Annotated in this window: 18 protein-coding genes and 1 tRNA gene; 10 read left to right on the forward strand and 9 right to left on the reverse strand. The window is 56.0% G+C overall.

The window, feature by feature from the left end; all coding sequences use genetic code 11:
* Positions 1–66 precede the first annotated feature (66 nt).
* Together pdxA and H6F75_RS20210 are read left to right on the forward strand one after the other, a co-directional pair.
* Positions 67–1,155 carry a 4-hydroxythreonine-4-phosphate dehydrogenase PdxA gene (gene pdxA / locus H6F75_RS20205; RefSeq protein WP_190754259.1) on the forward strand — a complete coding sequence of 363 codons (1,089 nt, stop codon included), beginning with the start codon at positions 67–69 and terminating at the stop codon, positions 1,153–1,155.
* Between the two features lie 175 nt (positions 1,156–1,330).
* Positions 1,331–3,034 carry an ABC-ATPase domain-containing protein gene (locus H6F75_RS20210; protein WP_190754260.1) on the forward strand — a complete coding sequence of 568 codons (1,704 nt, stop codon included), beginning with the start codon at positions 1,331–1,333 and terminating at the stop codon, positions 3,032–3,034.
* 70 nt (positions 3,035–3,104) lie between these two features.
* On the opposite strand, the gene H6F75_RS20215 is transcribed toward H6F75_RS20210, so the two are convergent.
* The 5 genes from H6F75_RS20215 to H6F75_RS20235 form a co-directional block, all read right to left on the reverse strand.
* Positions 3,105–4,169, reverse strand: a complete 1,065-nt coding sequence (locus tag H6F75_RS20215) for a glycosyltransferase family 4 protein (protein ID WP_190754328.1) — start codon at positions 4,167–4,169, stop codon at positions 3,105–3,107.
* 489 nt (positions 4,170–4,658) lie between these two features.
* Positions 4,659–5,804 carry a glycosyltransferase gene (locus H6F75_RS20220; protein WP_190754261.1) on the reverse strand — a complete coding sequence of 382 codons (1,146 nt, stop codon included), beginning with the start codon at positions 5,802–5,804 and terminating at the stop codon, positions 4,659–4,661.
* A gap of 646 nt (positions 5,805–6,450) precedes the next feature.
* Positions 6,451–6,954 (reverse strand): 2-oxo-4-hydroxy-4-carboxy-5-ureidoimidazoline decarboxylase, encoded by a 504-nt coding sequence (gene uraD / locus H6F75_RS20225; RefSeq protein ID WP_190754262.1) that lies wholly within the window; start codon positions 6,952–6,954, stop codon positions 6,451–6,453.
* A gap of 107 nt (positions 6,955–7,061) precedes the next feature.
* Entirely contained in the window at positions 7,062–8,231 is a 1,170-nt protein-coding gene (locus H6F75_RS20230; protein WP_190754263.1) for a 5-(carboxyamino)imidazole ribonucleotide synthase, read from the reverse strand.
* A gap of 207 nt (positions 8,232–8,438) precedes the next feature.
* A complete protein-coding gene (locus tag H6F75_RS20235; RefSeq protein WP_190754264.1) occupies positions 8,439–10,724 on the reverse strand; it encodes a bifunctional (p)ppGpp synthetase/guanosine-3',5'-bis(diphosphate) 3'-pyrophosphohydrolase in 2,286 nt (761 codons plus the stop codon).
* A 461-nt stretch (positions 10,725–11,185) separates the two neighbouring features.
* On the opposite strand from H6F75_RS20235, the gene patD reads away from it, so the two are divergent.
* The 4 genes from patD to H6F75_RS20255 all read left to right on the forward strand — a co-directional run bounded on the left by patD (position 11,186) and on the right by H6F75_RS20255 (position 16,252).
* Complete coding sequence (gene patD, locus H6F75_RS20240; RefSeq protein ID WP_190754265.1) at positions 11,186–11,527, forward strand: heterocyst frequency control protein PatD; 342 nt, start codon at positions 11,186–11,188, stop codon at positions 11,525–11,527.
* Between the two features lie 62 nt (positions 11,528–11,589).
* On the forward strand, positions 11,590–12,162 hold the full coding sequence (locus tag H6F75_RS20245) for a zf-TFIIB domain-containing protein (protein WP_190754266.1): 573 nt from the start codon (positions 11,590–11,592) through the stop codon (positions 12,160–12,162).
* A gap of 165 nt (positions 12,163–12,327) precedes the next feature.
* Positions 12,328–13,956: an ABC transporter ATP-binding protein gene (locus H6F75_RS20250; RefSeq protein WP_190754267.1), complete on the forward strand. Its 1,629-nt coding sequence runs from the start codon at positions 12,328–12,330 to the stop codon at positions 13,954–13,956.
* A gap of 469 nt (positions 13,957–14,425) precedes the next feature.
* Complete coding sequence (locus H6F75_RS20255) at positions 14,426–16,252, forward strand: alpha/beta hydrolase (RefSeq protein ID WP_190754268.1); 1,827 nt, start codon at positions 14,426–14,428, stop codon at positions 16,250–16,252.
* Between the two features lie 27 nt (positions 16,253–16,279).
* On the opposite strand, the gene H6F75_RS20260 is transcribed toward H6F75_RS20255, so the two are convergent.
* On the reverse strand, positions 16,280–16,606 hold the full coding sequence (locus H6F75_RS20260; protein ID WP_190754269.1) for a 2Fe-2S iron-sulfur cluster-binding protein: 327 nt from the start codon (positions 16,604–16,606) through the stop codon (positions 16,280–16,282).
* A 133-nt stretch (positions 16,607–16,739) separates the two neighbouring features.
* Between H6F75_RS20260 and cimA the strand changes: the two genes are divergently transcribed.
* Positions 16,740–18,458, forward strand: coding sequence for a citramalate synthase (cimA, locus tag H6F75_RS20265; RefSeq protein ID WP_190754270.1), 1,719 nt, complete (start codon positions 16,740–16,742; stop codon positions 18,456–18,458).
* Between the two features lie 104 nt (positions 18,459–18,562).
* Positions 18,563–18,928, forward strand: a complete 366-nt coding sequence (locus H6F75_RS20270) for a DnaJ domain-containing protein (RefSeq protein WP_190754271.1) — start codon at positions 18,563–18,565, stop codon at positions 18,926–18,928.
* Between the two features lie 255 nt (positions 18,929–19,183).
* Here H6F75_RS20270 and H6F75_RS20275 read toward each other — a convergent pair whose 3' ends face one another.
* The 3 genes from H6F75_RS20275 to H6F75_RS20285 form a co-directional block, all read right to left on the reverse strand.
* Positions 19,184–20,302: a site-2 protease family protein gene (locus H6F75_RS20275; RefSeq protein ID WP_190754272.1), complete on the reverse strand. Its 1,119-nt coding sequence runs from the start codon at positions 20,300–20,302 to the stop codon at positions 19,184–19,186.
* 251 nt (positions 20,303–20,553) lie between these two features.
* Positions 20,554–21,174 (reverse strand): ParA family protein, encoded by a 621-nt coding sequence (locus H6F75_RS20280; protein WP_190754273.1) that lies wholly within the window; start codon positions 21,172–21,174, stop codon positions 20,554–20,556.
* A 139-nt stretch (positions 21,175–21,313) separates the two neighbouring features.
* Entirely contained in the window at positions 21,314–21,679 is a 366-nt protein-coding gene (locus H6F75_RS20285) for an EamA-like transporter family protein (protein WP_190754274.1), read from the reverse strand.
* Between the two features lie 151 nt (positions 21,680–21,830).
* On the opposite strand from H6F75_RS20285, the gene H6F75_RS20290 reads away from it, so the two are divergent.
* Both H6F75_RS20290 and H6F75_RS20295 read left to right on the forward strand, forming a co-directional pair.
* Complete coding sequence (locus H6F75_RS20290) at positions 21,831–22,697, forward strand: M48 family metallopeptidase (protein WP_190754275.1); 867 nt, start codon at positions 21,831–21,833, stop codon at positions 22,695–22,697.
* Positions 22,676–22,757: transfer RNA gene (locus H6F75_RS20295), tRNA-Leu, on the forward strand. Before H6F75_RS20290 ends, H6F75_RS20295 begins: the two co-directional genes overlap by 22 nt.
* Positions 22,758–22,786: the final 29 nt, after the last annotated feature.

Genomic DNA, 22,786 nt, shown 5'->3' on the forward strand with positions numbered 1-22,786 from the left:
CGCCGGAGATTGGCTTATCCCCTGGCCGCCCTCATTTTAGACCAGTTTGGTATCACCCCCTGCGCTATGACTACCTCTGCGACGTTGGTCTCTAGCCTGTCTTTGCCGCGCCCTCGGCTAGCAATTCCCCTGGGCGACCCAGCGGGCATCGGCCCTGAAGTTATTCTCAAGGCGCTGGGGGCGAGGGATTGGTCTGCGATCGCAGCCGTCACCCTGCTGGGGACGCGATCGCTCCTACACCAAACCCTGGCGGCCCTTCAGCAATCCCCCTACGCCGGACCGCTGCCTACCTTAGACTCTCTGGATTTTGTGGATATTTCCCCGCCGCTGCCGCTAGAAACGGTGACCTTTGGCCAGGCCAGCGCCGCCACCGGGACCGCCAGTTTCGCCTATCTGCAGGCCGCCATTAAGGGCGCTGTGGCGGGGCAGTACGATGCGATCGTCACCGGACCGATCGCCAAATCAGCGTGGAAAGCGGCCGGGCACCACTACCCTGGCCAAACGGAACTTTTGGCCGCTGGGGCTAAAGCAGAGCGGTTTGGCATGGCCTTTGTAGCCCAATCCCCCCACACGGGCTGGTGGCTGCGGGCCCTCTTGGCCACCACTCACATTCCCCTGCGCCGGGTACCCGAGGTGCTAACGCCAGAGCTACTCACCCAAAAGCTCGATCTGCTCATCCACAGCCTGAAGCAGGACTTTGGCCTAACGCAGCCTCGCATTGCCGTGGCGGGCCTCAACCCCCACAGCGGCGAAGGCGGGCAACTGGGCCGCGAAGAGGTGGACTGGCTGGTTCCGTGGCTAGAGGCTCAGCGCCAGCGTTACCCCCAGATGCAGTTCGATGGCCCGATTCCCCCCGATACGATGTGGGTGCGCCCTGGGCAAGCCTGGTTTGGCACCGAGGGGAGGGCGCTAGCAACGGCCCACGATGCCTACCTGGCCCTCTATCACGACCAGGGGCTGATTCCAGTAAAGCTGATGGCCTTTGATCGGGCGGTGAATACTACGGTAGGACTTCCCTTTGTGCGTACCTCTCCAGACCACGGCACGGCGTTTGACATTGCCGGCAAGGGAATTGCCGATGCCAGCAGCATGGCGGCGGCGATAGAGGTCGCGGTGGCGATGGCGGGGCGGCGGGGGTTGGAGGTGGATGGGTAGGCGGGTAGATGGGTAGGCGGGTGGGCAGGTGGATAGGTGGGTCAGATCAAGGCTCCGGTTTCTAGGCGGAGGGGGTTGGCAAAGGGCAGGGGGGGAGTAGAGGCATTAGTGGGCCTCTCTTCAGAAGAACGGGTGCGGTAGAGTACTTGGGTCAATGGCTTCTCTACTATGTACTATGGCGACTCAAGGCGACCTCTACGACCAGCTCCATCGGCTTGATGGTCAGGGGTATGGAGCGTACAAGGGGCTCCAGGGAAAGTATGACTTTGAGAATTTTGGGCTGCACATTGACCATGTGCAGGGTGACCCCTTTGCGGCACCGAGTCGGGTGCGGGTGGTGGTGCCGCAGGCGGTGGCGGGGTTTCCTCAAGACCTGTGGGAGTTTCCCTGTCGGGCGATCGCCCTGGCCGACTATCTCACCCGTCAGTTTTACCGGGCAACTCAGTCGGGCCAGCGGCCATCGGGTTCGGGCAAAAGCGGATTGATTGGTATTGTGCGTCCCAGCCAGGCCATGCTCAACCGCAGTGCAGCCAGAGTAACTGGGGAAGCGGTGGAGCTGCGGTTTACGGTGGGTTTACCGGCCTTTGGGCGGCGAATCGCGGGGCGGCAGGCAGCGGAGTTGCTGTGCCAGTCTGTTCCTTACTTGGTTGAGAGAACCTTGTTTTATAACGCGCTAGACGGGGCGAAGCTTCGGCACCATGCCGATACGGCTGAAGATGCGGAGGAGCTGCGATCGCAGCTCCCTCACCACAACCTGGTGGCCTTCATTGCTGATGGCGCCATCCTGCCCCGGCGCAGCGGCGTAGACGAGCGCCCACTGGAGAATCAGGCGATTCCTTTCAAATCCCCGGAGTCGCTGCGGGTGACGTTGCGCTGTCCCCACGGGGGAGAGATCACCGGAATGGGCATTCCCAAAGGCATTACGCTGATTGTGGGGGGCGGCTACCACGGCAAATCGACCCTGCTGCGGGCGATCGAGGCGGGGGTATACAATCACGTTCCTGACGATGGGCGGCACCAGGTGGTCACCGCCCCAGCGGCGGCTAAGGTGCGAGCAGAGGATGGCCGCAGCATTGTCGGAGTTGATATTTCGCCGTTTATTGGCAGCTTGCCCCAGGGCAAATCGACGCAGAATTTCTCCACGCCCAATGCCAGCGGTAGCACTTCCCAAGCGGCTAACATCATTGAGGCGATCGAGGCCGGGGCGACGGCGCTGCTGGTGGATGAAGACACCTCGGCGACAAACTTCATGATTCGCGATCGCAGAATGCAGGCGCTCATTGCCAAAGATCGCGAGCCCATTACCCCGTTCATCGACAAGGTGCGACAGCTCTTCACCGACTACGGCATCTCCACTGTGCTGGTGATGGGGGGCAGCGGCGACTACTTTGATGTGGCCGACACCGTGATCGCTATGGATGAGTTTTGCCCCCAGGACGTGACCAAGCAAGCCAAAGCCATTGCAGCAGAGTTTAAGACAGCGCGCGATCGCGAAGGCGGCCAGTGCTTCGGCACCCTCACACCGCGAACTATTCGGCCCGACAGCATTGACCCTAGTAAAGGCCGCCACAGCGTCAAGCTCAGAGCGCGGGATGTCGAGCAGCTTCAGATTGGCACCGAGGCAATTGATCTCTCAGCGGTGGAGCAGTTAGTGGAGCCAGGACAGGTACGGGCGATCGCGGCTGCGATCGTCTATGCCCAGCGCTACCACATGACCTCAACCACACCGCTACTTGAGGTCATCACGGCAGTTATGGCCGACATCGATCAGTACGGGCCAGACTGTCTGACCGAGTGGCCCATGGGCGATCTAGTTTGGTTTCGCGGTCTAGAGCTAGCCGCAGCTATTAACCGGCTGCGTACCCTCCAAACTGATTAACCCGCTCGCTAGAAGCGCAACCGCCATCTCGCGCCCTGGAGAGCGAGGTCTAGGACGCTCAGCAATTGAGCTATTCAGCCCACTGTAGCTTTGCGTTGGCCGGTGTATTTCGGTTTTCAGCTACTTTGTTGAGAATGCGCTCTAGGTGACGACCGGCACAGGGGTCAGAAAAATGCTCCTGGGCATAGGCGCGGGCGTTCTCACCGAGTTTTTGGCGCAGGGCGTCGTCGTGCCAGAGTAGGTCGATGGCCTCGGTCATGCTCTCCAGAGAGTTAGGTTCGACTAACCACCCGGTTTCGCCGTGGATGATATAGTCTTCGGCCCCGTAGAAGTTGGTGACGATCAGCGGTCGGCCCATCATCATGGCCTCTACCAGGGTGACCTGCCCGGCTGCCGTGACTCCTTCTTTGGGCTGTAGCGGCACAATATTCAATCGAGCCTGCTGAGCTAGACGTAAGCACTCGTCCTTGCTGATGCCAAAGGGCAGTTCCACCTGTTCAGGAATCGTCATGCCCTCAACGGCACCCTGGCCAGTAGCCACCACAGTTTTAAGGTTGAGCTTTTTGACCGCTTCAAACAGAGTGGGAAAATCGCGATGGGCAGACCCAAGGGAGGCAATGAAGGGAGTATCTCGATCTTCCTCGTACTCGATGGGGATCTCGGGCACCTGATAGGGCAAAAACTCGAACCGGCTAGCAGGCAATCCCAGCCACTGGCTATAAAGTTCAATCTCCTTACGGGTGTGCACCACGAAATGATCAACTTGGCTTAGGCTAGCTCGAGCAAGTTTCTGACGCAGACCTGTTCTACAGGTGCCCACATTAAAAAGCCACGCTACTACAGGCTTGTTGGAAAACCTCAGCTTTTGCTGTAAACCCACTGCTGAAGCCACCTGAGGAAACACGGTGATCACTCCATCGGCATCTGAGTTAAGGGCGTCAGCGGCCTGTCTCATATAGACAAGCCAATCGTTGATCGGCGTAAATTTAGACTTGCGATCGTGCCACTTCGGCAGCGGTTTTTGTCGCGGAATGAGCTGAAACTCGTGGGCATCGCCTGGCACAAAAGGCTCTAACCAGTTGGCAGTATCGATAGTATCAATGTCAAAAAATGGTGCAGCGATCGCCCATTTCATAGTCACAACCTCATTGGCAAGCAGCAAGAGAACCGATTGATATCAGCCCATAACGCTCAAGACACCGACAGCTCATCAGGAAAACCCTCAGAGGCTTTTCGCCAAATTATGCTCGGGCTGAACTCTCATGGAAAGCACTGATAGTTTGGTGCTAGAGAATCACTAAGGTAAGCCTCCACCTGAATATGAGCACCCACGTCGATCTAACTGCTTCAGCGCACAGTATAGGCTAGAAACCAAGCGAAAGCTTTTACCCAGCAAATATCGTTAGATACTATAACGTTCCTCACCTAACCAGAAAACATCACTAATTAGATCAGCCCAGAGGAGTACCAATTTTCTATAGAGGATCTACCAATAGAAATACATAAAAGGGAACGTAGATAAACTCCACGTCCCCTTTTATGTAGTCGGCTGAATGCCCTAGTCTAGAGCAATCAGCTTACTGGTTAAATAAACTTGTGGCGATAACCACTGTTAAATAAACCATTAAACTGGTCTTGCTCGTATAACCATGGGCCGGTCTGGCGTGGCGCTGCTAGCAACCCGTTGCAGCAATCGAGACACCTGCTCAATATGCTGCTCACTCGTGTGGTTCTCCAAATAGTGCTGGTAAGCGGCCTCTGCTCTAGCACTCGCCTCCTCAGGGTGGCCTAGGACATATACAATAGCGGCTTTCAACTCTTCAGCAGAGTCGGGTTGCACGCCCCAAACGAGGCCTTTCTCAGCCATTTCTGTGGCCAGGCCCATAGTTTTGGTAATGATTACCGGCCGGCGGCAGGCCATTGCTTCCATTAAAACCGTTAGGCCAGCGGCATAGGTGTTGTCGAGCAGGCTGATTACGGCAATATCGGCACTGCGGTAGAGATCGCGCAACTCAACCCAGTCGAAGTACCGCATTTCCATGTTTTGGGGCGGTTGCTCGGGAATTTTGCACTGAGTTTTAGAGGTGGCATTGGGCGATACAGCGCAGACTTTGACGTCGAGATCTAACTGGTGGGTAGCATTAGCGAGAGTGACATAGTCTCGCTGCTCCAAACCAGCACTGGCAATCAACGGACGGTGCTTTTCAATTGTGCCAGGTTCGGGGTAGAAGAACTGCTTGTCGGTCTGCTCAGCCAGACAAGTCACGCCATCCTCAGCCAGGTTGAGCATGTCCTTTAGAGTTTGGGCCTTTAAAGTCGTGTTGACGGTGAATGCAGTAATACTGCGATGCAGCTGAAACCATTTGAGCAGCAGTTTGGGTCGCGACCGTTCCGGACACATCACGTTGACAACTAGCCGAGGCCGATTTTTTTTGAATAACGCGAGCAGGGCTAGGGGTAGACCAGCATCTTCGCCACAGCAGTAGACAACATCATCGGAGTTGGTCTGGGCCAAAACTTGTCTGGCTAAGGCCCACTGATGCGGTCTGCCAATGATTTTAGAAAGAAATTTGTCGAGGCCATTTACCAGACTGTCATCTTCAAAATCTGGCTGATGGACTTGAGCATTGAGTCTCTCTTTGAGCTGCCAAATAGTGTGCCGCGGCCCTTGGCCGCAGGCGGCGCGGTTAACGAAGTGCTCGAAGTCAAATTTTGTGCTGGTTAGAATGTGGAACTTTGAGGTGTTGGCTTGGCTGGGTAAGGATGTCATGGCGGACCGACCTAGGATTTGTAGATGAGCAGTGGAATTTAATGCGATCGCATCTTCTCAAGTAATTCTTGAAAGCCTTAGAAGGGTAGTTCTTCGAGCCTATCAAAAAAGACTTTTTGGAGATTGAATATGCATCGAACTGCCTATCCTAAATCTGTAGTCTATAGCTGCATAAATAGGTATTTCAAAAGCTAGTTCGGCGTGAAAAGTAAAACCCATGGCTCCGTGTCTCCAAAGATATTCAAGCGCTATCCTTAGCGTGAAGGCAAGCATAAGCATTTGGGATACTTCGCCCGACTACAGGGTTAAGGAAGGCTTAAGGTTTTATTATTAAACTCTTCCAAATAGAGTCGCCGAAGTCGCAAAAGCCTACGGCTGGCATAACGTTGACTACAGTTTGCATAGGCTCACCCATGATTTACCCAGTCAACGTACTAGCTGACTAGAGCAAAACTACAGATTAGCGCTATGCACATGGGCAGCCCGTCATGTCTAACTACAGGATTGGTTAAGTCTCTGCCAAAGTTATCATGCTTACCTCGTGAGTACATACCAATACTTACGTAGGAAACGCAATCTTAATCATTCTTGCGAGGCTTAAGCGTTTTATAAAGCTCTTATATTGAATTCCTTCGCCTCTCAGGCCCTAAGCAGATACAACCCAGCTATTGAGGCGAGATAAGGCTATTTTCTCAATTTCCGATAACGCGGTAGACATCTCTGCATCCGTGGAATTGCATAATCTATCTACAAAGTTTTTTAAGATTGATAGTTTGGTATGTCCTGCCACTGCCAATATAAAGGGGAAGCCGAACTTGTCTTTGTACTGCTGGTTAAGGGCTTGAAATTGATGGTATTCCTCGCTAGTGAGACTATTAAGCCCGGCTTCGCTCTGCTCCGACACCGAAGATGCGGCCATAGCAACCCTTGTACCTAAGTCGGGATGGGCGTTGATCAAGGCCAGTTGGTCTGCGGAAGGCATCGTCTTCACAACGGCTACCATGTGCTGGTGGAGATCGGCCACGGAGATGAAGGGGCGCAGAGGCCAAACCTGGGCGGCGATCGCCGGCGTTTCTTCAAAGGCAGGACCGATGGCGGCAACAAAATCGGCCTCGGCCATGGCGTTGAGCTGGTCTAGGGTGTAGGGCATGGGGGAGGTGAGGAAGTTTTGGGGTTTGTTCGCGCAGCGTCTCCAACGGAGAAATGCTCAGTTTTGAGTTTTGGGTTCAAGGCATAAGCTCAAAACTTAAAGCGTCCTTATTGATTCAACTCGCCGTACCAGGTAGCCTCGATCGCAGCGGCGGCGGCAATGGGGTCTGCTGCTGCACCGAGCCGCAGGGTGATGTGCCCCAGCTTGCGCCCTGGGCGAATGGCTTTGTTGTACCAGTAGAGGGTAGCTTCAGGCCATTGCTTAAGGGTCTCAAGCTTCTGGTGGTGGCTAGCTTCAGGTTCGTCTAGCCCCAGCAAGTTAATCATGACGGCCTGAGGGCAGTTGAGCGCAGTGGAGCCAAGGGGGCGATCGCTCACAGCCCGCAGCTGCTGCTCAAATTGGGATGTCTCGCAGGCATCGAGACTGTAGTGGCCCGAGTTGTGGGTACGGGGGGCAATTTCATTAATCAGCACCCGGTCATCCGGGGTGAGAAAGCACTCAATACCAACGATGCCCACCAGCTGAAGCTGCTCGACCAAAGTGCGGGCAATGCTAGTCATCCTCGCTGCGACCTCGGGATTTACCTGGGCGGGGGCAAAGACGCGGCGACAGATCTGCTCGACCTGCTGAGTTTCTACGGTGGGAAAGACAGTAATATCTCCAGCTGCCGAACGGGCAACCATAACTGCCAGCTCTTGTTTGAAAGGCACAAACTCCTCTAGCAGCACTGGGGCACGGTTAAATTTGTTCCACGTGGCGCTGAGCTGAGCCGCGTCTTTGACGACTGAGGTGCCGTAGCCGTCATAGCCCAAACGGCGGGTCTTCATCACTAGTGGAAAACCGATGGGCTCTGCTCTGGCGGCGAGTTCGGCCTCGCTTTCGTCGCCATTCAAAAAGTCGTAGCGAGGGTTGGGTAGGCCAATGCGCGCAAAAAACTCACGCTGGTGACGCTTGTCGAGCACCAGGGCCAGTACGTCTAGGCCGGGGCGGAAGACTGTGCCCTGCTGAGCCAGAGCCTGAAGCCCTTCGCAGTCGATAAACTCGTTCTCAAAGGTAATCACGTCGCACTGGACTGCGAGGGATGCAGTAGCGGCAACCTCGGCGACGGGGGCAAGGATAGTGGAATGGGCGATCGCCACGGCCGGGTCAGTGCTTTGAGGAGTCTGCACCACTAGCTCTAGACCCAGCTTCTGCGCCGCTGGTCCCATCATCCAGGCGAGCTGACCGCCGCCAATAACACCGACTCGCTGAATTGGGTTGGGGGTTGCCTGCTCCATGGTGCGCCTACCGTCGTGCAAACCCACATTATCCTACGGCGCTTCAGCAGAATGTTTTGGTGATCAATGATCTAGTGGTCTGCAAAACCAAAAGTTACCAGTTGTTGGGGGTTCAGGGGCCAAGGTATAGGGTTTAAGGCCGACCTTAAACCCTATACCCTACACCCCGAACCCTGTAGAGCCCGTCACATCCAGCTTGGCCCGGTCCTAGGCGACCTGACTCATCCGGCGAATTTTGAGCACATCGGTCATCTTGCGAATTTGCCCAAAGGTTTGTTCGAGGTGAGCATGATCCTTGACATCGAGCCCCAGATCGATCTCGGCGGTTTGGCCTGGGAAAGTTTTGACCTGGGCCTTATGGACGTTAATCTGCAGGTCTGACAGGTGGGAGAGAATGTCTTTGAGGACGCCTACGCGGTCGATCACCTCAATGCGCACCTCCACCGGGTAGGTGTGGCGAGAGCCACTGTGGTCAACCGGGTTCCAGCTAACGGGAATGATGCGATCGCCCGGAATATCGGCCAGATTAGGGCAGCCCTGGCGGTGGATGGCAATACCCCGGCTACCCAACGATACGCTGCCCATAATCGGTTCGCCGGGCAGCGGGTTACAGCAGCCCGCAATGTGGTGCACCAGCCCCTCAATTCCCAAAATCGGATCTTTAGAGGGGACAGGGCGGGGGCGATGGGGGCTGGTGACAGCCCCAGCTATAAACCGATCAGAATCTTGCAGCGACGACTCGGGCGACAGCGTCTCTAGGGGCTGCTTGGCCTTGACGGCCTCCCGCAGGCGATTGACAAACGAATTGAGCGTCACCTCGCCGTAGCCTAGCCCGGCCAGAAAGTCGTCGACGCTCTGGTAGTTGCAGCGCTCGGCGGCTAGCTGGGCGGGTTCAGACTTGAGCAGGGCGTCGAAGCCGCTGCGGCCCAGCTCTTTTTCGAGCATGTCGCGGCCTCGGGCAATGTTTTCGTCGCGGTGCGATCGCTTATACCACTGACGAATGCGGTTGCGGGCGCTGGGGGTGACCACAAAATTGAGCCAGTCGAGGCTGGGGTGGCTGTTCTTTTGGGTAATAATTTCGACGATGTCGCCATTCTCCAGCGGCGTGTCGAGGGTGACCATGCGACCATTCACCTTAGCTCCGGCACAGTGGTTGCCAACCTCAGTGTGAATGCGATAGGCAAAATCTACGGACGTTGCCCCCCGGCTCAACGGCACCACATCGCCATCGGGGGTGAAGACGTAAACGTCTTCGTCAAACAGATTGCCCTTAACGTTTTCGAGAAATTCTTTGGCGTCTTTGAGGTCGTTTTGCCACTCCAAGAGCTGCCGCAGCCAGGTAAATTTTTCGTCGTCGGCGTTGATGCGGGTGTTGGTGGAAGCGCCGGTTTCTTTGTACTTCCAGTGGGCAGCAATACCGTACTCGGCGATGTGGTGCATCTCAAGGGTGCGAATCTGCACCTCAATCGGCTTACCCTTGGGGCCAATTACCACCGTATGCAGCGATTGGTAGCGGTTGGGTTTGGGCAAGCCAATGTAGTCTTTAAACCGACCGGGAATGGGGCGAAAGGCGTCGTGGACAATTGCCAGGGCGCGGTAGCAGTCTTCGTTGGTGCCTACGATCAAGCGAATAGCAGCAATGTCGTAAATCTCACTGAAATCCTTTCGCTGCCGCTCCATTTTGCGGTAAATGCCGTAAAGATGCTTGGGGCGACTGTTGACATCGACCACCTGAATTTCAGACTGGTGCATGCGCTGTCGCAGGGTTTCGGCCACCTGCACCAGCCGCGCCTCGCGATCGGCCCGCTTTTCGGTGACGTGGCGCTGCATTTGGCGGTAGGCATCGGGCTCTAAATACTTAAACGACAGATCTTCCAGTTCCCACTTGAAGCGGCCGATCCCCAGACGGTTAGCTAGGGGCGCAAAGATCTCCATGGTTTCGCGGGCGATGCGGCGGCGTTTTTCATCGCTGAGATGCTCCAGGGTGCGCATGTTGTGGAGGCGATCGGCCAGCTTGACCACAATCACCCGGATATCCTGAGCCATGGCCAAGAACATGCGGCGAAAATTTTCGGCCTGGCGCTCGGTTTTGCTCTCAAAATTAAACTTCGATAGCTTGGTGACCCCTTCCACCAGCTGCCGCACCTCGTCGCCAAAATGGCTTTCCAGTTCCTCGGGAGTGATGTCGGTGTCTTCGACAATGTCATGGAGGAAGCCAGAGGCAATCATGGCGCTATCGCCACCCAGGTCGCGCAGTAGTCCGGCTACGGCAATGGGGTGGCAAATGTAGGGCTCGCCCGAGGCCCGATACTGCCCTTTGTGCAGGGTGTAGGCAAACTCAAAGGCCTGACACACCAGCAGGTTGTTAGATTTATCTTTCGGGTCTTGGGCAGAGTCGTCTTGACTGTCATCGTGGTGGGTTAGCACGCAAGTTTCGAGCCAACCGGGCAGGGTGCAGTCATCGGGGAGGGGTGGATGAACTGTTGCAGTCATAAGGGTGCCAGTGACCTATCAGGGATTGCGGATGGACTAGAAAACTGCCAAAAACAGGAATTTGTATTTGAACACTGTATTCAAGTCTATACAAGACTCAAAGAGCTAGATTTTTAATAGAGTAGGGTCGCCTCAAGACAGCTAAGGACGTCTACCGATCTATATTGAATTGAAATAAAAAACCAAACAGAAATCGTACAAACGTTCTGTCAATAGGCCAATGTAGTGGGGCTACAACAAAGTAGCTCGCCGAGATAAAAATAAACTACACCATAACTTTGAGAAAAATCTCATCGACGGTCCGAGCCGCAATAAATACTTAAGGCTGACTCGGGGTTGATGGATAGTTATGTATTAACCTTAACATTTGTCCCCGACAAGGGGAATCAGCAATTTATCTCTAGCTATCGTAAAACTATTGTCAAGCCGCCACCGATACGGCCCTAAGGGGTGAGCTATCCATGAAGAATGCCCTAGAAACTCTGCGATCGCACCTCCAGACCCTGGTCGCTCTAGCCCAGTCTGGCAACCCCGACGGGCGCGTGCTACAGGCGCAGTTTTTGCTGGCTCAGCAACAGTTTCAGCACCAGATGCTGCCCCTGGGAGAAGATTTGCCTAGCGCCCAACCCGTGCTGACTGAGATCAACCGCACCCTGCGGCTGCTGGCCATGGATGTGGCATTTTTGCAGACGGCTCGTCAGTCGACCACAGCCCAGCAGCGGCAGCAGCAGATGCTCGAAAAACTGGGTCAGTTGCTAACCTTTTGCCAGGCTTTGGAGCAGGCGATCGCCAACCCGACTTAACGCTCCAGCCTAGGTGGTTTAATATTAGGGGTTCGTTGGGTTGATGGTTGGGAGTAGGTGCTTTGTATCAGTGCCCAAAGGAAGGGGATATTGACCTTCAAGACAGTCAGCTAGCACCGGGGCTAGCGGTCCACGGCTGCCCCAGCTGTGGCGGCAGTTGGATTCCACCGGAGCATTACGCGACCTGGCAGCGATCGCAGATCGATCCCGATGCTCCCGTTCGGGTGGCGGTGTTGCCGCTGTCGCTACACACTGGTTTTGAGCCCGCCGCGCTCGACAACCGGGCAGCCCTGTGCCCCGACTGCCGCAGCTATCTAGTGCGAGGGCGCATTACCCTGCCCCAGGGGTCGTTTTATGTTGAGCGCTGCCCCAACTGCAACGGCATCTGGTGCGATGGCGGCGAGTGGGAGATCTTGCAGCAGCTCGATTTACAGGCCCATATCAACTATATTTTTTCTGCTGATTGGCAGGCCCAGGTGCGTGAGCTAGAGCACACCGAGCGAGAAAAACTGGCCACCATTGACAAGCTGGGAACCGATATTGCCCAGCGCGTTTTTGAGCTAGCTGACCTGCTAGAGCAGCACCCCAATGGGGATTTTGGGGTGGCGTATTTGATGCGGCGGGTGGATCAGTGAATGGATGGGTAGATGGGTGGATGGGTGGATGGGTGGATGAGTAGACGGGTTAGATCACTGACATAGGCATTTGCTCTCTCCGGTCTGCACTTTTCGCCCCCCTCCAATTCGCTACTATCGCACCCCTTACCCATCCACCCCCTACCCATCCACTCCCTACCCTCCATGCCAGACTCCCTGCTTGCTCTCGAAAGCTTTTCGGTCACCTACCCAGGCCAGGAAGCGCGTGCGGTGGATCGGGTGTCTTTAGACCTGTCGCCAGGGGAAAAGCTGGGCCTGGTAGGTGAGTCAGGCTGCGGCAAGAGCACCTTGGGAAGGGCGGCGCTGCGGCTGTTGCCCAAGGCCACAGATCTGGGGGGGCGGGTGTGGTTTAACGGGGAGTCAGTGCTCGACTTTAGCCCTCAGCGGCTGCGGCAGTTTCGGGGTGAGGCGATCGCCCTGGTCTTTCAAGACCCAATGACGCGGCTCAACCCGCTGATGACCATCGGCGACCACTGCGTAGAGACGCTGCGCGCCCATCGCTCTGAGGTGTCCTACAGTGAAGCCAAGGCGCGGGCGATCGCCGTGCTAGAAAAAGTCAATATTCCCCCCAGCCGCTTTGGCCAGTATCCTCACGAGTTTAGCGGCGGCATGCGCCAGCGGGTGGCGATCGCCCTGGCGATGATTCTAGAGCCCAAGCTGATCATCGCCGACGAGCCCACCACCAGCCTAGATGTGACGGTGTCAGCCCAGATTCTTGATGAGCTGACGCGGCTGTGCGACGAGCTGGGCACGGCCCTGGTGTTAATCTCCCACGACCTATCGCTGGTGGCAGAATACTGCGATCGCGTCGCTGTCATGTACGAAGGTCGGGTGGTAGAAGAGGGCACCGCTGCCACGGTGCTGCAAAGCCCTAAGCATAGCTACACGCGATCGCTGGTAGAGTCGGCCCTGCAAATGCAGCAGGCCGAGGGGCTGGCCTACACCGCCACCGCTATAGAACCCATTTTGCGGCTGACAGACGTAAAACAGCACTACACCCTGGAGGCCAACCCGATTGCTCGGCTGCTGGGCGGTCAGGAGTCTAAGGTAATCAAGGCTGTGGACGGAGTTTCGCTAGAGATCTACCCCGGCGAGGTGGTGGGGCTGGTGGGCGAGTCGGGCTGCGGCAAGAGCACCCTGTCGCGCACCATTCTGCAACTGGTAAAGCCCACCGCTGGGCAGGTAGAGTTTTGCGGCACCGACCTTACTACCCTCTCCCGCGAAGACATGCGGCAGCAGCGGCGACAGCTGCAAATGGTGTTTCAAGACCCCCATGCCTGCCTCAATCCAATGATGACCGTGGGCAAAAGCATCGCCGACCCGCTGCTGATCCACGGTCTTGCTACAGTCAATGAGGCCGAAAAGCAGGCCCACGACATGCTCGCCCGCGTCAGCCTCAACCCCACTGCCGACTATTTCAACCGCTTTCCCGGCGATCTATCGGGGGGGCAGCAGCAGCGGGTGGCGATCGCCCGTGCCCTGATCACCCATCCCAAGCTGGTGATCTGCGATGAGCCAGTGAGCATGCTCGACGCCACGGTGCAGACCCAGGTGCTCGATCTAATGATTGCCCTCAAGCACGAGTTTGATCTCACCTACCTGTTTATTACCCACGACCTGTGGGTGGCGCGGTTTATGTGCGATCGCATTGCCGTCATGCAGCAGGGCAGAATTGTGGAAATTGCCCCCACCAAAACACTGTTCGAATCGCCCCAGCATCCCTACACCCAAACCCTCCTGCAATCAGCTCCGGTGCTGGCTAGAGAAGCCTAAATGATCAGGTTTCTGAGCCAGATTTCGGCTAAAAGCTTTGGTAAAAAATCGCCGTAGCCACCAAATCTAAGACACCAGCCACCGCACGGTCAAAAACCGAGGCGACGCGTGAATAACCATGGCTTTGAAGGCAATGCAGACCATAGCAGGTGAAGTCTCGGCAAAGACAGCCTAAAAGACCAGGATTCGAACTTGCGGGCATTGTCTCATGTTTCACTCTTCTATTTTCATTTTTTCATTATTAAGAATGATACAAAATGTCTAAATCAACTTGGCGATGGAGATAGTTCAATCGTTATCTCTACCGCGGTTTTTTAATTCTAAGCTACCGAAGCCTTAAAAATTTTTGAAGCTTAGTTCGTAAAGAGCTCCGTAGAGCTGTAGTCTATTGCGTGAACCACTAGACTCTAGCGCTAAAGCTTTCGACGACTCTCCTGAAATTCGTCCTGTGCAATCTCCCAGGGCATCTATGAAACAGCTTCCCTTTATTATTCAAAAATTTGTTTTCGCAGATGAAAATCTAGCTAACATCGTTGATCTAGACGACACCAGCGGCGTTGAGGGTAAAATTCCTGGCTACTTTGTCATGAGTAGCGCCCCACCCAACATTGAAGATGCCGAGGAAGACAGCGAAAGAATTCAGCAGCAGGCTAACCAGGGCATTGCCGACATTGCCGACCACCTGCACCGCATGATGGGCAACGCCGACGATGGTTTCGCCGAGCTTGTGATTACGGTGCATGGCTACAACACTAGTCTCCATGGGGTGCAGGCTTGGTACAAGAATATTTTTAAGTATGCCAACCGCCACGATCCGGCCATTGGCAGCAGCCCTCACCGCGTTTTTATTGGCTATCGCTGGCCCTCTGAGAATGTGGCGCTCAGCCAGCCCAAAAAGGTTTTAGAAGCCCTGGGTGCCCTCCCGCCGCTGCCACGAGATTTGCTGCTGACCGGAGCGATTTGTGCACTGGGGCTGCTGATTCTTGAATTACTCAACGCCCTGGAGACCTCGACCTGGGGATTTTTAATTAGCCTTTCTCTGATGCTGTTGCTTACCTTGGGGTTGCTCATGGCGGCTCTGGTTGTGCTGCGGCTGATTGTGTATTTTCGCGACAGCTATCGGGCCGACAATTTTGGCGTGCTAGATCTAGTCGAACTGCTGCGCCAGATCGACCAGGCGATTGTGCAGCGCACGGCCAATGCTCTATTTCCTCTAGCCAATACTGAGCGCGAGCAACAGCAAGCGCGGCTCAAAGCTCGAGAGTACTGGGCCCAACGCAGCCGCAATAAGGTGAAACTCAGCTTTATTGGCCACAGCATGGGCGGGTTTGTGGTGACCAATGTGATTCGCATTTTGTCGGATGTGTTTGACACGCGATCGGTAAACAAACAGCCGCCCAGCGACGTAGGTGATGTGTATCGTTTGGAGCGGTTAATTCTTGCCTCTCCCGACATTCCGGTGCTGACAATTGTGTCGAGTCGGGCCAACTTTTTGTCGTCGTCTCTGCGGCGTTTTTCAGAATCGTACCTGTTTTGCAATGAGGGAGATATTGCGCTGCGTATTGCCTCTACGGCAGCCAACTATATTGCTTTTCCCAGCCGCACTCAGGCCAGAGGCTATCGCTTAGGCAATGTGGCGCTGCAAAACAAAATGGGCAGCATCAACGATTATGGACTGGTCAATTTAGCCTCTCTCGATCGCGACTTTCCAGTAGATTTATCCGTAGGTGAGGCGATCGCTCAGGCAAGTCAAAAGGTCATGGAAAATCTATTTCTGACCTACGAGCGGTTTCAGGCGCGAGGGGTAGTCACCCTGGGTGATTTGTTTAAGGTGCAGTCAAAGCGCGACAGCCAACGCGCTACGGTGGCCGATTTCTTTACCTATTTCGACTGTACCGACTACACCGATCTGAAGTTTGATCTGCAGAGCAATAGCTGCTCTATCCAGCCGATGGGGCTCTTGACCCGCGCGCTGGGGCGATCGGCCCTGAGCCCCTGGGACTATTTGATGCTGACCCTCGACTACGGCACCGGCAAGCGAGACGTGCACGGCGGCTATTTTGATGGCCAATTTAGCCAGCAATTGCTCTATCGGCTAGCGTTTTTGGGGTTTAGCGGCTATCTCGATACGCTCGATCGCGATCGCCAAGTTGCCCTCAGCCAGCTCCATCTCGATTGCCAGAAGTTCAAAATTCAGGGCTATCTATCGCCCATGCGCTACCGGGTTAGCGTTCAGGGCGGCAGCGTGGGTGGCACGAAGACGGATATGTTAGATGCGATGAGGACGCCTCGGTAGGGGAGTGGGCGAGTAGGAGGGTGGGGTTTACCAAATGGGGGTTTGGCCTTGGCCCCAAAAGCCGTCGTATTTGGTGACGGCAATATCGCCTAGCACTTGGGTTTGGCAGGCGAGGCGTAGGTTGCGGGCGGGGTCGTGGGGAGGGAGTGACCGGCGCGTCTTGTCTTTCCAGTTAGTCGCCGACACCTTGCCCTCGATCGCCACCGCGCAGGTGCCGCAGGTGCCAAGACTGCGGCAGTTGATTACCTTCGCCTGACCGTTGTAGAGATCGACGCCATGGGCCAGCAAAACCTGACGCAGGTTGGCTCCGACCTCGCACTGAATTGTCTTTCCCTGGGCAGTGACGGTGGGCATGGCATTTCCTGGCGGACGAAGAATATCTACGTTTTATAACGCGATCGCCCCCATCCCCTCAAGCAAGCCCAAGCCAGAGCTTACTCTAGATAACTGTGACACCATAACGAGACTACCTAGGGCACCACTGGCTATGGCTGAGCGCAATTGCACCCCCCTTCACATCTACGACACCACTCTGCGCGATGGGGCGCAGCGGGAGGGGCTAGCCCTGTCGATTGAAGACAAGCTGCGGATTGCGCGACGGCTCGACGCCCTGGGTGTGCCCTTTATCGAAGGCGGTTGGCCGGGGGCCAATCCCAAAGATGTGCAGTTCTTCTGGCAGCTCAAAGAAACTCCCCTCACCCAGGCCAGCATCACCGCCTTTTGCTCAACCCGCCGCCCCGGCAAAGTCGCCGCCGAAGAGCCAATGCTGCAACCGGTGCTGGCTGCCGGCACCGAGTGGATTACGCTGTTTGGCAAATCGTGGGATCTGCACGTCACCACCGGCCTGCAAACCACCCTGGCCGAAAATCTGGCCATGATCGACGATACCATTCGCTACTTTCGCAGCCAGGGCCGCCGGATCATCTACGACGCCGAGCACTGGTTTGACGGCTACAAAGCTAACCCCGACTATGCCTTAGAAACCCTCGAAGCGGCGGTCAAAGCTGGGGCTGAATGGCTGGCGCTGTGCGACACCAATGGCGGCACCCTACCTCACGAAGTCGGTGAGATTGTGACTGCCGTGAACACCTGGCTTCAACAGTTGCCAGAACCACGGCCCCAGTTGGGCATTCACACCCACAACGACAGCGGCACGGCGGTGGCCAACGCCATGGCAGCCGTGGAGGCGGGGGCCACTATGGTGCAGGGCACGATCAACGGCTACGGCGAGCGCTGCGGCAATGCCAACCTCTGCACGCTGATCCCCAATCTGCAAATCAAGCTGGGCTACCCCTGCATTGCCCCAGCCCGACTCGAAACCTTGGCCGAAACCAGCCGCTTTATCAGTGAGGTGGTAAACCTAGCCCCCGACGACCACGCGCCCTACGTAGGGCGATCGGCCTTTGCCCACAAGGGCGGCATTCACGTCAGCGCCGTCGAGCGCGAGCCCAAAACCTACGAGCACATCAACCCGGCCACCGTGGGCAACAGCCGCCGCATCGTGGTGTCTGATCAGGCGGGGCTGAGCAATGTGCTGGTGAAAGCCCGTAGCTTTGGCCTAGAGCTAGACCGCCACAACCCGGCCTCGCGCCAGCTACTCACCCGGCTCAAAGCCCTGGAGCACGAGGGCTATCAGTTTGAGGCGGCCGAGGCTAGCTTTGAGCTACTGATGCGTGAAGCACTGGGCGATCGCCCCCGCTTCTTTGACCTCAAAGGCTTTTACATCAACTGCCAGCACCAGGGCAACGGCGACGACCACAGCAGCCAATCGCTGGCCACGATCAAAGTTATGGTGGGCGAGGAAGAAATTCTCGCGGCGGCTGAGGGCAACGGGCCAGTAGCGGCGCTAGATACGGCCCTGCGCAAGGCGCTGCTGACGTTTTATCCGGCGATCGCCAACTTCCACCTCTCTGACTACAAGGTGCGCATCATTGATAGCGGCGCGGGCACGGCAGCCAAAACACGGGTGCTGGTAGAGTCGGGCAACGGTGCCCAGCGCTGGACAACGTTGGGGGTTTCGACCAACATTATCGAAGCCTCGTATCAGGCTGTCACCGAAGGGCTAGAGTATGGCCTGATGATGGAAACCGCGCGCCCTTACTGTGCGATCGGTGGCGAAATCGATCGGTTTGACGCCGATGCAGCCCTACAAAAGACCCGTGAGACGGCTCTGACTAAGCTCAAGCAAGAGTTGGGCTTTGAGTAAGTCCGCTTTGAGCGCGCCCTGCTTTGTGGCCGACTTGCGATCGCCCAACATAATGAAAAAGACGAAGCTGGGTTTTTGCCAGCGGTCAATCAGACAGCAAAACGATGCCAACTCCCCCAGAATCGACAGATTACTACGCGGTCTTAAAGGTGAATCGACAGGCGAGCTTGCTGACCATCAAACAGTCTTATCGAAAACTAGCCCGTCAGCTTCACCCCGACCTTAACCCCAACGAAGTGGCAGCGGCAGAGCAATTTAAAGCCTTAAATGAAGCTTATGAAGTGCTCTCAGACCCGGCAAAACGCCGCCAATACGATCGCTATGGTGTCCACTGGAAAAAGGCCGAGCAAGGGCATGCGTCCACCAGCCACCCCAGCAACAGACAAAATGATGACTTTGACGAAATGGAATTTGGTCGCTTTGGCCGCTTCGAAGACTTGCTCGGGGATCTCCTAGACCGCTATAGCTAGAATTTTGGCCACTTTTTAGCAGCTAGCTAAGTAGCTAGCTGCAATTAATAGTTTCACCTAGCCGATATTGCCGTTGTTGATAATCTTCACCAGTCAACCGACACACAGAAACGTAAGCTGCTTAGGGCTACCAACAGACACCCGCCTGCCCAAACCCTGGTAGTTCACAATCTGATGTTCTGAGATGCCCGATCGCAAAAAAACGCAGACCAGAGTTCTCTGGTCTGCGTTTGAGTTAATGTGATTTAGCAAGGGTTAGGCCGCCTGGGGCGATTGCAGCAAATGCTGAATCGAGGTCTTCTCTAGCAGACCCGCCAGAGAGCCATCGTTACTGATCACCGCTAGCGCCTGAATCTTCCGAGTCTCCAGGGTCTTGATGACCTCCATCAGCGGCTGCTCAGCACCCACCGTCACGATGTCACCGGCCGATTCCATAATGGCGGCAACGGTAGTCTCGGCCCACTGCTCACGGGGCACCTGCTTGAGGGCATCAACCAGCACCGTGCCCACCAGCAAACCCGTCTCGTCGGCCACCAAAAACTTGCGCCAAGCCGAGGGAGCCGCTAGCAGAGCGTCGTCGGCAAACTCCCGCAGAGAAGTGTTGGCATCGACAACCGGGCTGTCTTGCGCCATGGCATCTTTAGCCGTCAAGCCAGCCAAGCGACCCTGCACAGTACCAAACTGCGCAGTGCGGTTAGCATTTTGCAGCAGAAACACACCAATCAGCAGTGTCCAAACGCTGCCCACAGGGCTAATACCCAAAACAGAGCCAATACCCAAAGCGATCGCAGTCCAACCCAACACCTGACCCACGCGGCTGGCAAACACCAGACCCTTGTGGGGCTGACCCGTAATCTTCCACACCAGCGACTTCAGCACGTTACCGCCATCCAGCGGCAGGCCAGGGATCAGGTTGAAGGCACCCAGCGCCAGGTTAATGTAGGCCAGCAGCGACACAATGCCCGCGATCGGCCCAGACAGGGGCAAGACTAGTCCAGCGATCGAGAAGAGGCCAAATAGAGCAAAGCTGACCAATGGGCCTGCGATCGCCACTTGAAACGCCCCGTTTGGCGTCTCAGACTCTTTCTCTAATGCCGCCAAACCGCCAAACAAAAACAGCGTAATTGAGTTAACGCCAATGCCCTGCTTCATTGCCGCAAAGCTGTGTCCCAGCTCGTGGGCCAGCACCGAGGCAAACAGCGTCAGCGCTGCACCCAGCCCCAGCACCCACGGCAACGACCCACCCAGGGTTGGAAACGCCGCCGCCAAACCACTGCCGTACTGCCACGTCACCAGGGCCAGCACCAAAAACCAAGACACATTCACATAAAAGGGAATACCAAACAGATTCCCCACCCGTAAGTTGCCATTCATAGGGCACCTCGTAATTAAACCTGAGAATAGGAAGCAGGCTGTGAAACGCATTCCCTATCCAATGGCTTCATTGTAACGAACTGTTAAAGAGCCTCTAATCCATCGAAGGTGGTGAGAACCGAAGTCAAAGGGACGGGTTGGCGTAGGGAGGGTGAGGGAGATGGAGAAGGTGAGGGAGATGAGGAGGGTGAGGAAGCTCAGCTAAGACAAAAGACAAGCATCCAAAGACTCCCCCATCTCCCTCATCTTCCTCACCCCCTACTCTCTGTCTCTAGCGCAAAAGCCAAGACCTCTTTACCCACAGCGACATAGTCCTGCCAGCCCATCTCGGCCTTCGGGTCTTTCACGTCATAGACTGCCGCACCGGCCAGAGCAGCTTTTTGAAAGGCGCTATAACGACGAATGCTCCCCGCAAACAGAGGTAGGCCGGTGCTTATCAACATGGTTCGCACCTCAGCCCCAGCCCGGCTTGGGTGAGGAGGAATCATAGTCAGCAAAATGCGGTAAGGAGCCACAGGTAGCCCTGCCAGATGTTCCACCATGAGAGCTAGGGCGTCGAGAGCCAAAACATCGGGGGTACTGGGCAGCACCAGTAAGTCGCAGGAGGCCGCCAGCAAGGCCAGATCGTCGGCAATAGGGCGGGCCTGAGTGTCGATCACCACATGGCCGTGAGGAGTGGGAAGTTCTCTCGCCTGCCACTGATTAACTACTAGAAAGGGCAACTCACCTCGGCTGGCCCAGGCCAAGGCCGACTGGTTGGGGTCAGCGTCAATCAACAAGGTTTCAGCATAGCCCTGTAAAAAGGCAGCCAGATGAATGGCAGTGGTAGTCTTGCCCACGCCTCCTTTAAAGCTGGCTACGGTCACAATCATAGATTGAGAATCGGGTCTGGACGTTGCTTCGGACTGGCTGCTTTAAGGGCAGGGCTGGCATCATGGTCAAGGTTTGCCCTTGCTGCCATCAAGGAATGCCAGTGCCGTAAGGGTAGCGCTAGTCTGACCTGACGCAGCGTTAGCGAGAGGCAACTAGCACCACACCGCCCATAATTAACCCCAGTCCGACTAGACGCCCAAACGATAGATCTTCTTTAAAGATAACTACGCCAATAATGACCGAGGCGAAGTAAATCAGCGAAGCCGACGGAGCCGCTACACTCAAATTGACCCGCGTCAGCAGCAGGATGTAGGTAACTGCCCCGAGCCCATAGGCGGCAAGACCTGCTAACAGAGCAGGCGTAGTCGCAATGCTCAGAATGTGGCTGAGGGCGTTAGCACTGGTTACTTTGCCTAGCTGCAAAGCCCCCAGCTTAAGAAAAAGCTGGCCAAAGGAGCTGGCAATGACCGAAATCAACAGCAGACCAAGTTCCTGGAGAGTCACGGCATTTCCTTGAGGCAGATAGAAGGCTATAGATTTAACGACGTCAGCCAGAGGCGTATGGTAGCGAACTTAGGGGTCCAAAGGAAACTCACCCAACCGCGAAGCCTGTTTCCCCAAGCTACGATAGAAGTTATTGAATAGCCCCCAAATTATGACTGGTAAAACCCTGCTGGTAGGGCTGCGCGCCGACCAGTTTCGTCACCCCCTTGATCTCGAAGCTACCCGCGCTCTGAAGCAGCTGCCGGGGCTCGATGTGATGGTGCGCATGGCCCTAGCCCCCCTGGCAGAGCGGTTCTTTCACCTCGACCATTTGGCCTCAAGTTTGCAGGTGAGCGATCGCCAGCTGCCCGACCTGCACCAGTCGCTGGTGGAAGCCTGTCGCATTCTCGACCTAGAGGTGCCTCAGCTCTACGTGCGCCAAAACCCGGTACCCAACGCCTATACCTTTGCCATGCGTGGCGAGCAGCCCTTCATCGTCATCCACACGGCGCTGATCGAACTGCTGACGCCGGCAGAAACCCAGGCGGTGATTGCCCACGAACTGGGTCACCTCAAGTGTGAGCACAGCGTCTATCTCACCCTGGCAAACCTCATTACTTTGGCCGCCAGCCAGCTACCCCTAGGTGAAGTGCTGGCCCAGAGCCTTCAAAATCAGCTGATGGAGTGGGTGCGCTGTGCCGAGTTTACCTGCGATCGCGCTGCCCTGCTAGTTGCCCAAGACCCCCGCATCGTCGCCTCTTTGCTGATGAAGCTCTGCGGCGGCTCGCCCTCGCTAGTTGACCAGCTCAATGTCGATGCCTTTATCGCTCAGGCTCGTGCCTACGACAGTCTCAGCGACGACGCCATCGGCGAAGCCCTCAAGCAGGTGCGTACTCAGGGGCTTACCCACCCGGTGCCCGTCCTGCGCGCTAGGGAAATCGATCGCTGGGCAAGCACCAATGATTACTACCAGCTGGTTAAACGCCCAACAGTTGAGTATAATGAGGACGCATCCAAGGGCGGATGGCGGAATTGGTAGACGCACCACACTCAAAATGTGGCGACTTCGGTTGTGCGAGTTCGAGTCTCGCTCCGCCCATTAGTTAAAAGTTGTATCTTCAGAGCCAG

Source organism: Nodosilinea sp. FACHB-131 (assembly GCF_014695395.1).
In the GTDB taxonomy this organism is placed as follows: domain Bacteria; phylum Cyanobacteriota; class Cyanobacteriia; order Phormidesmidales; family Phormidesmidaceae; genus Nodosilinea.

Coding starts and splice junctions, on each gene's coding strand:
- pdxA (WP_190754259.1), top strand. CDS start 67: ATGACTACCTCTGCGACGTTGGTCTCTAGCCTGTCTTTGCCGCGCCCT.
- H6F75_RS20210 (WP_190754260.1), top strand. CDS start 1,331: ATGGCGACTCAAGGCGACCTCTACGACCAGCTCCATCGGCTTGATGGT.
- H6F75_RS20215 (WP_190754328.1), bottom strand. CDS start 4,169: ATGAAATGGGCGATCGCTGCACCATTTTTTGACATTGATACTATCGAT.
- H6F75_RS20220 (WP_190754261.1), bottom strand. CDS start 5,804: ATGACATCCTTACCCAGCCAAGCCAACACCTCAAAGTTCCACATTCTA.
- uraD (WP_190754262.1), bottom strand. CDS start 6,954: ATGCCCTACACCCTAGACCAGCTCAACGCCATGGCCGAGGCCGATTTT.
- H6F75_RS20230 (WP_190754263.1), bottom strand. CDS start 8,231: ATGGAGCAGGCAACCCCCAACCCAATTCAGCGAGTCGGTGTTATTGGC.
- H6F75_RS20235 (WP_190754264.1), bottom strand. CDS start 10,724: ATGACTGCAACAGTTCATCCACCCCTCCCCGATGACTGCACCCTGCCC.
- patD (WP_190754265.1), top strand. CDS start 11,186: ATGAAGAATGCCCTAGAAACTCTGCGATCGCACCTCCAGACCCTGGTC.
- H6F75_RS20250 (WP_190754267.1), top strand. CDS start 12,328: ATGCCAGACTCCCTGCTTGCTCTCGAAAGCTTTTCGGTCACCTACCCA.
- H6F75_RS20255 (WP_190754268.1), top strand. CDS start 14,426: ATGAAACAGCTTCCCTTTATTATTCAAAAATTTGTTTTCGCAGATGAA.
- H6F75_RS20260 (WP_190754269.1), bottom strand. CDS start 16,606: ATGCCCACCGTCACTGCCCAGGGAAAGACAATTCAGTGCGAGGTCGGA.
- cimA (WP_190754270.1), top strand. CDS start 16,740: ATGGCTGAGCGCAATTGCACCCCCCTTCACATCTACGACACCACTCTG.
- H6F75_RS20270 (WP_190754271.1), top strand. CDS start 18,563: ATGCCAACTCCCCCAGAATCGACAGATTACTACGCGGTCTTAAAGGTG.
- H6F75_RS20275 (WP_190754272.1), bottom strand. CDS start 20,302: ATGAATGGCAACTTACGGGTGGGGAATCTGTTTGGTATTCCCTTTTAT.
- H6F75_RS20280 (WP_190754273.1), bottom strand. CDS start 21,174: ATGATTGTGACCGTAGCCAGCTTTAAAGGAGGCGTGGGCAAGACTACC.
- H6F75_RS20290 (WP_190754275.1), top strand. CDS start 21,831: ATGACTGGTAAAACCCTGCTGGTAGGGCTGCGCGCCGACCAGTTTCGT.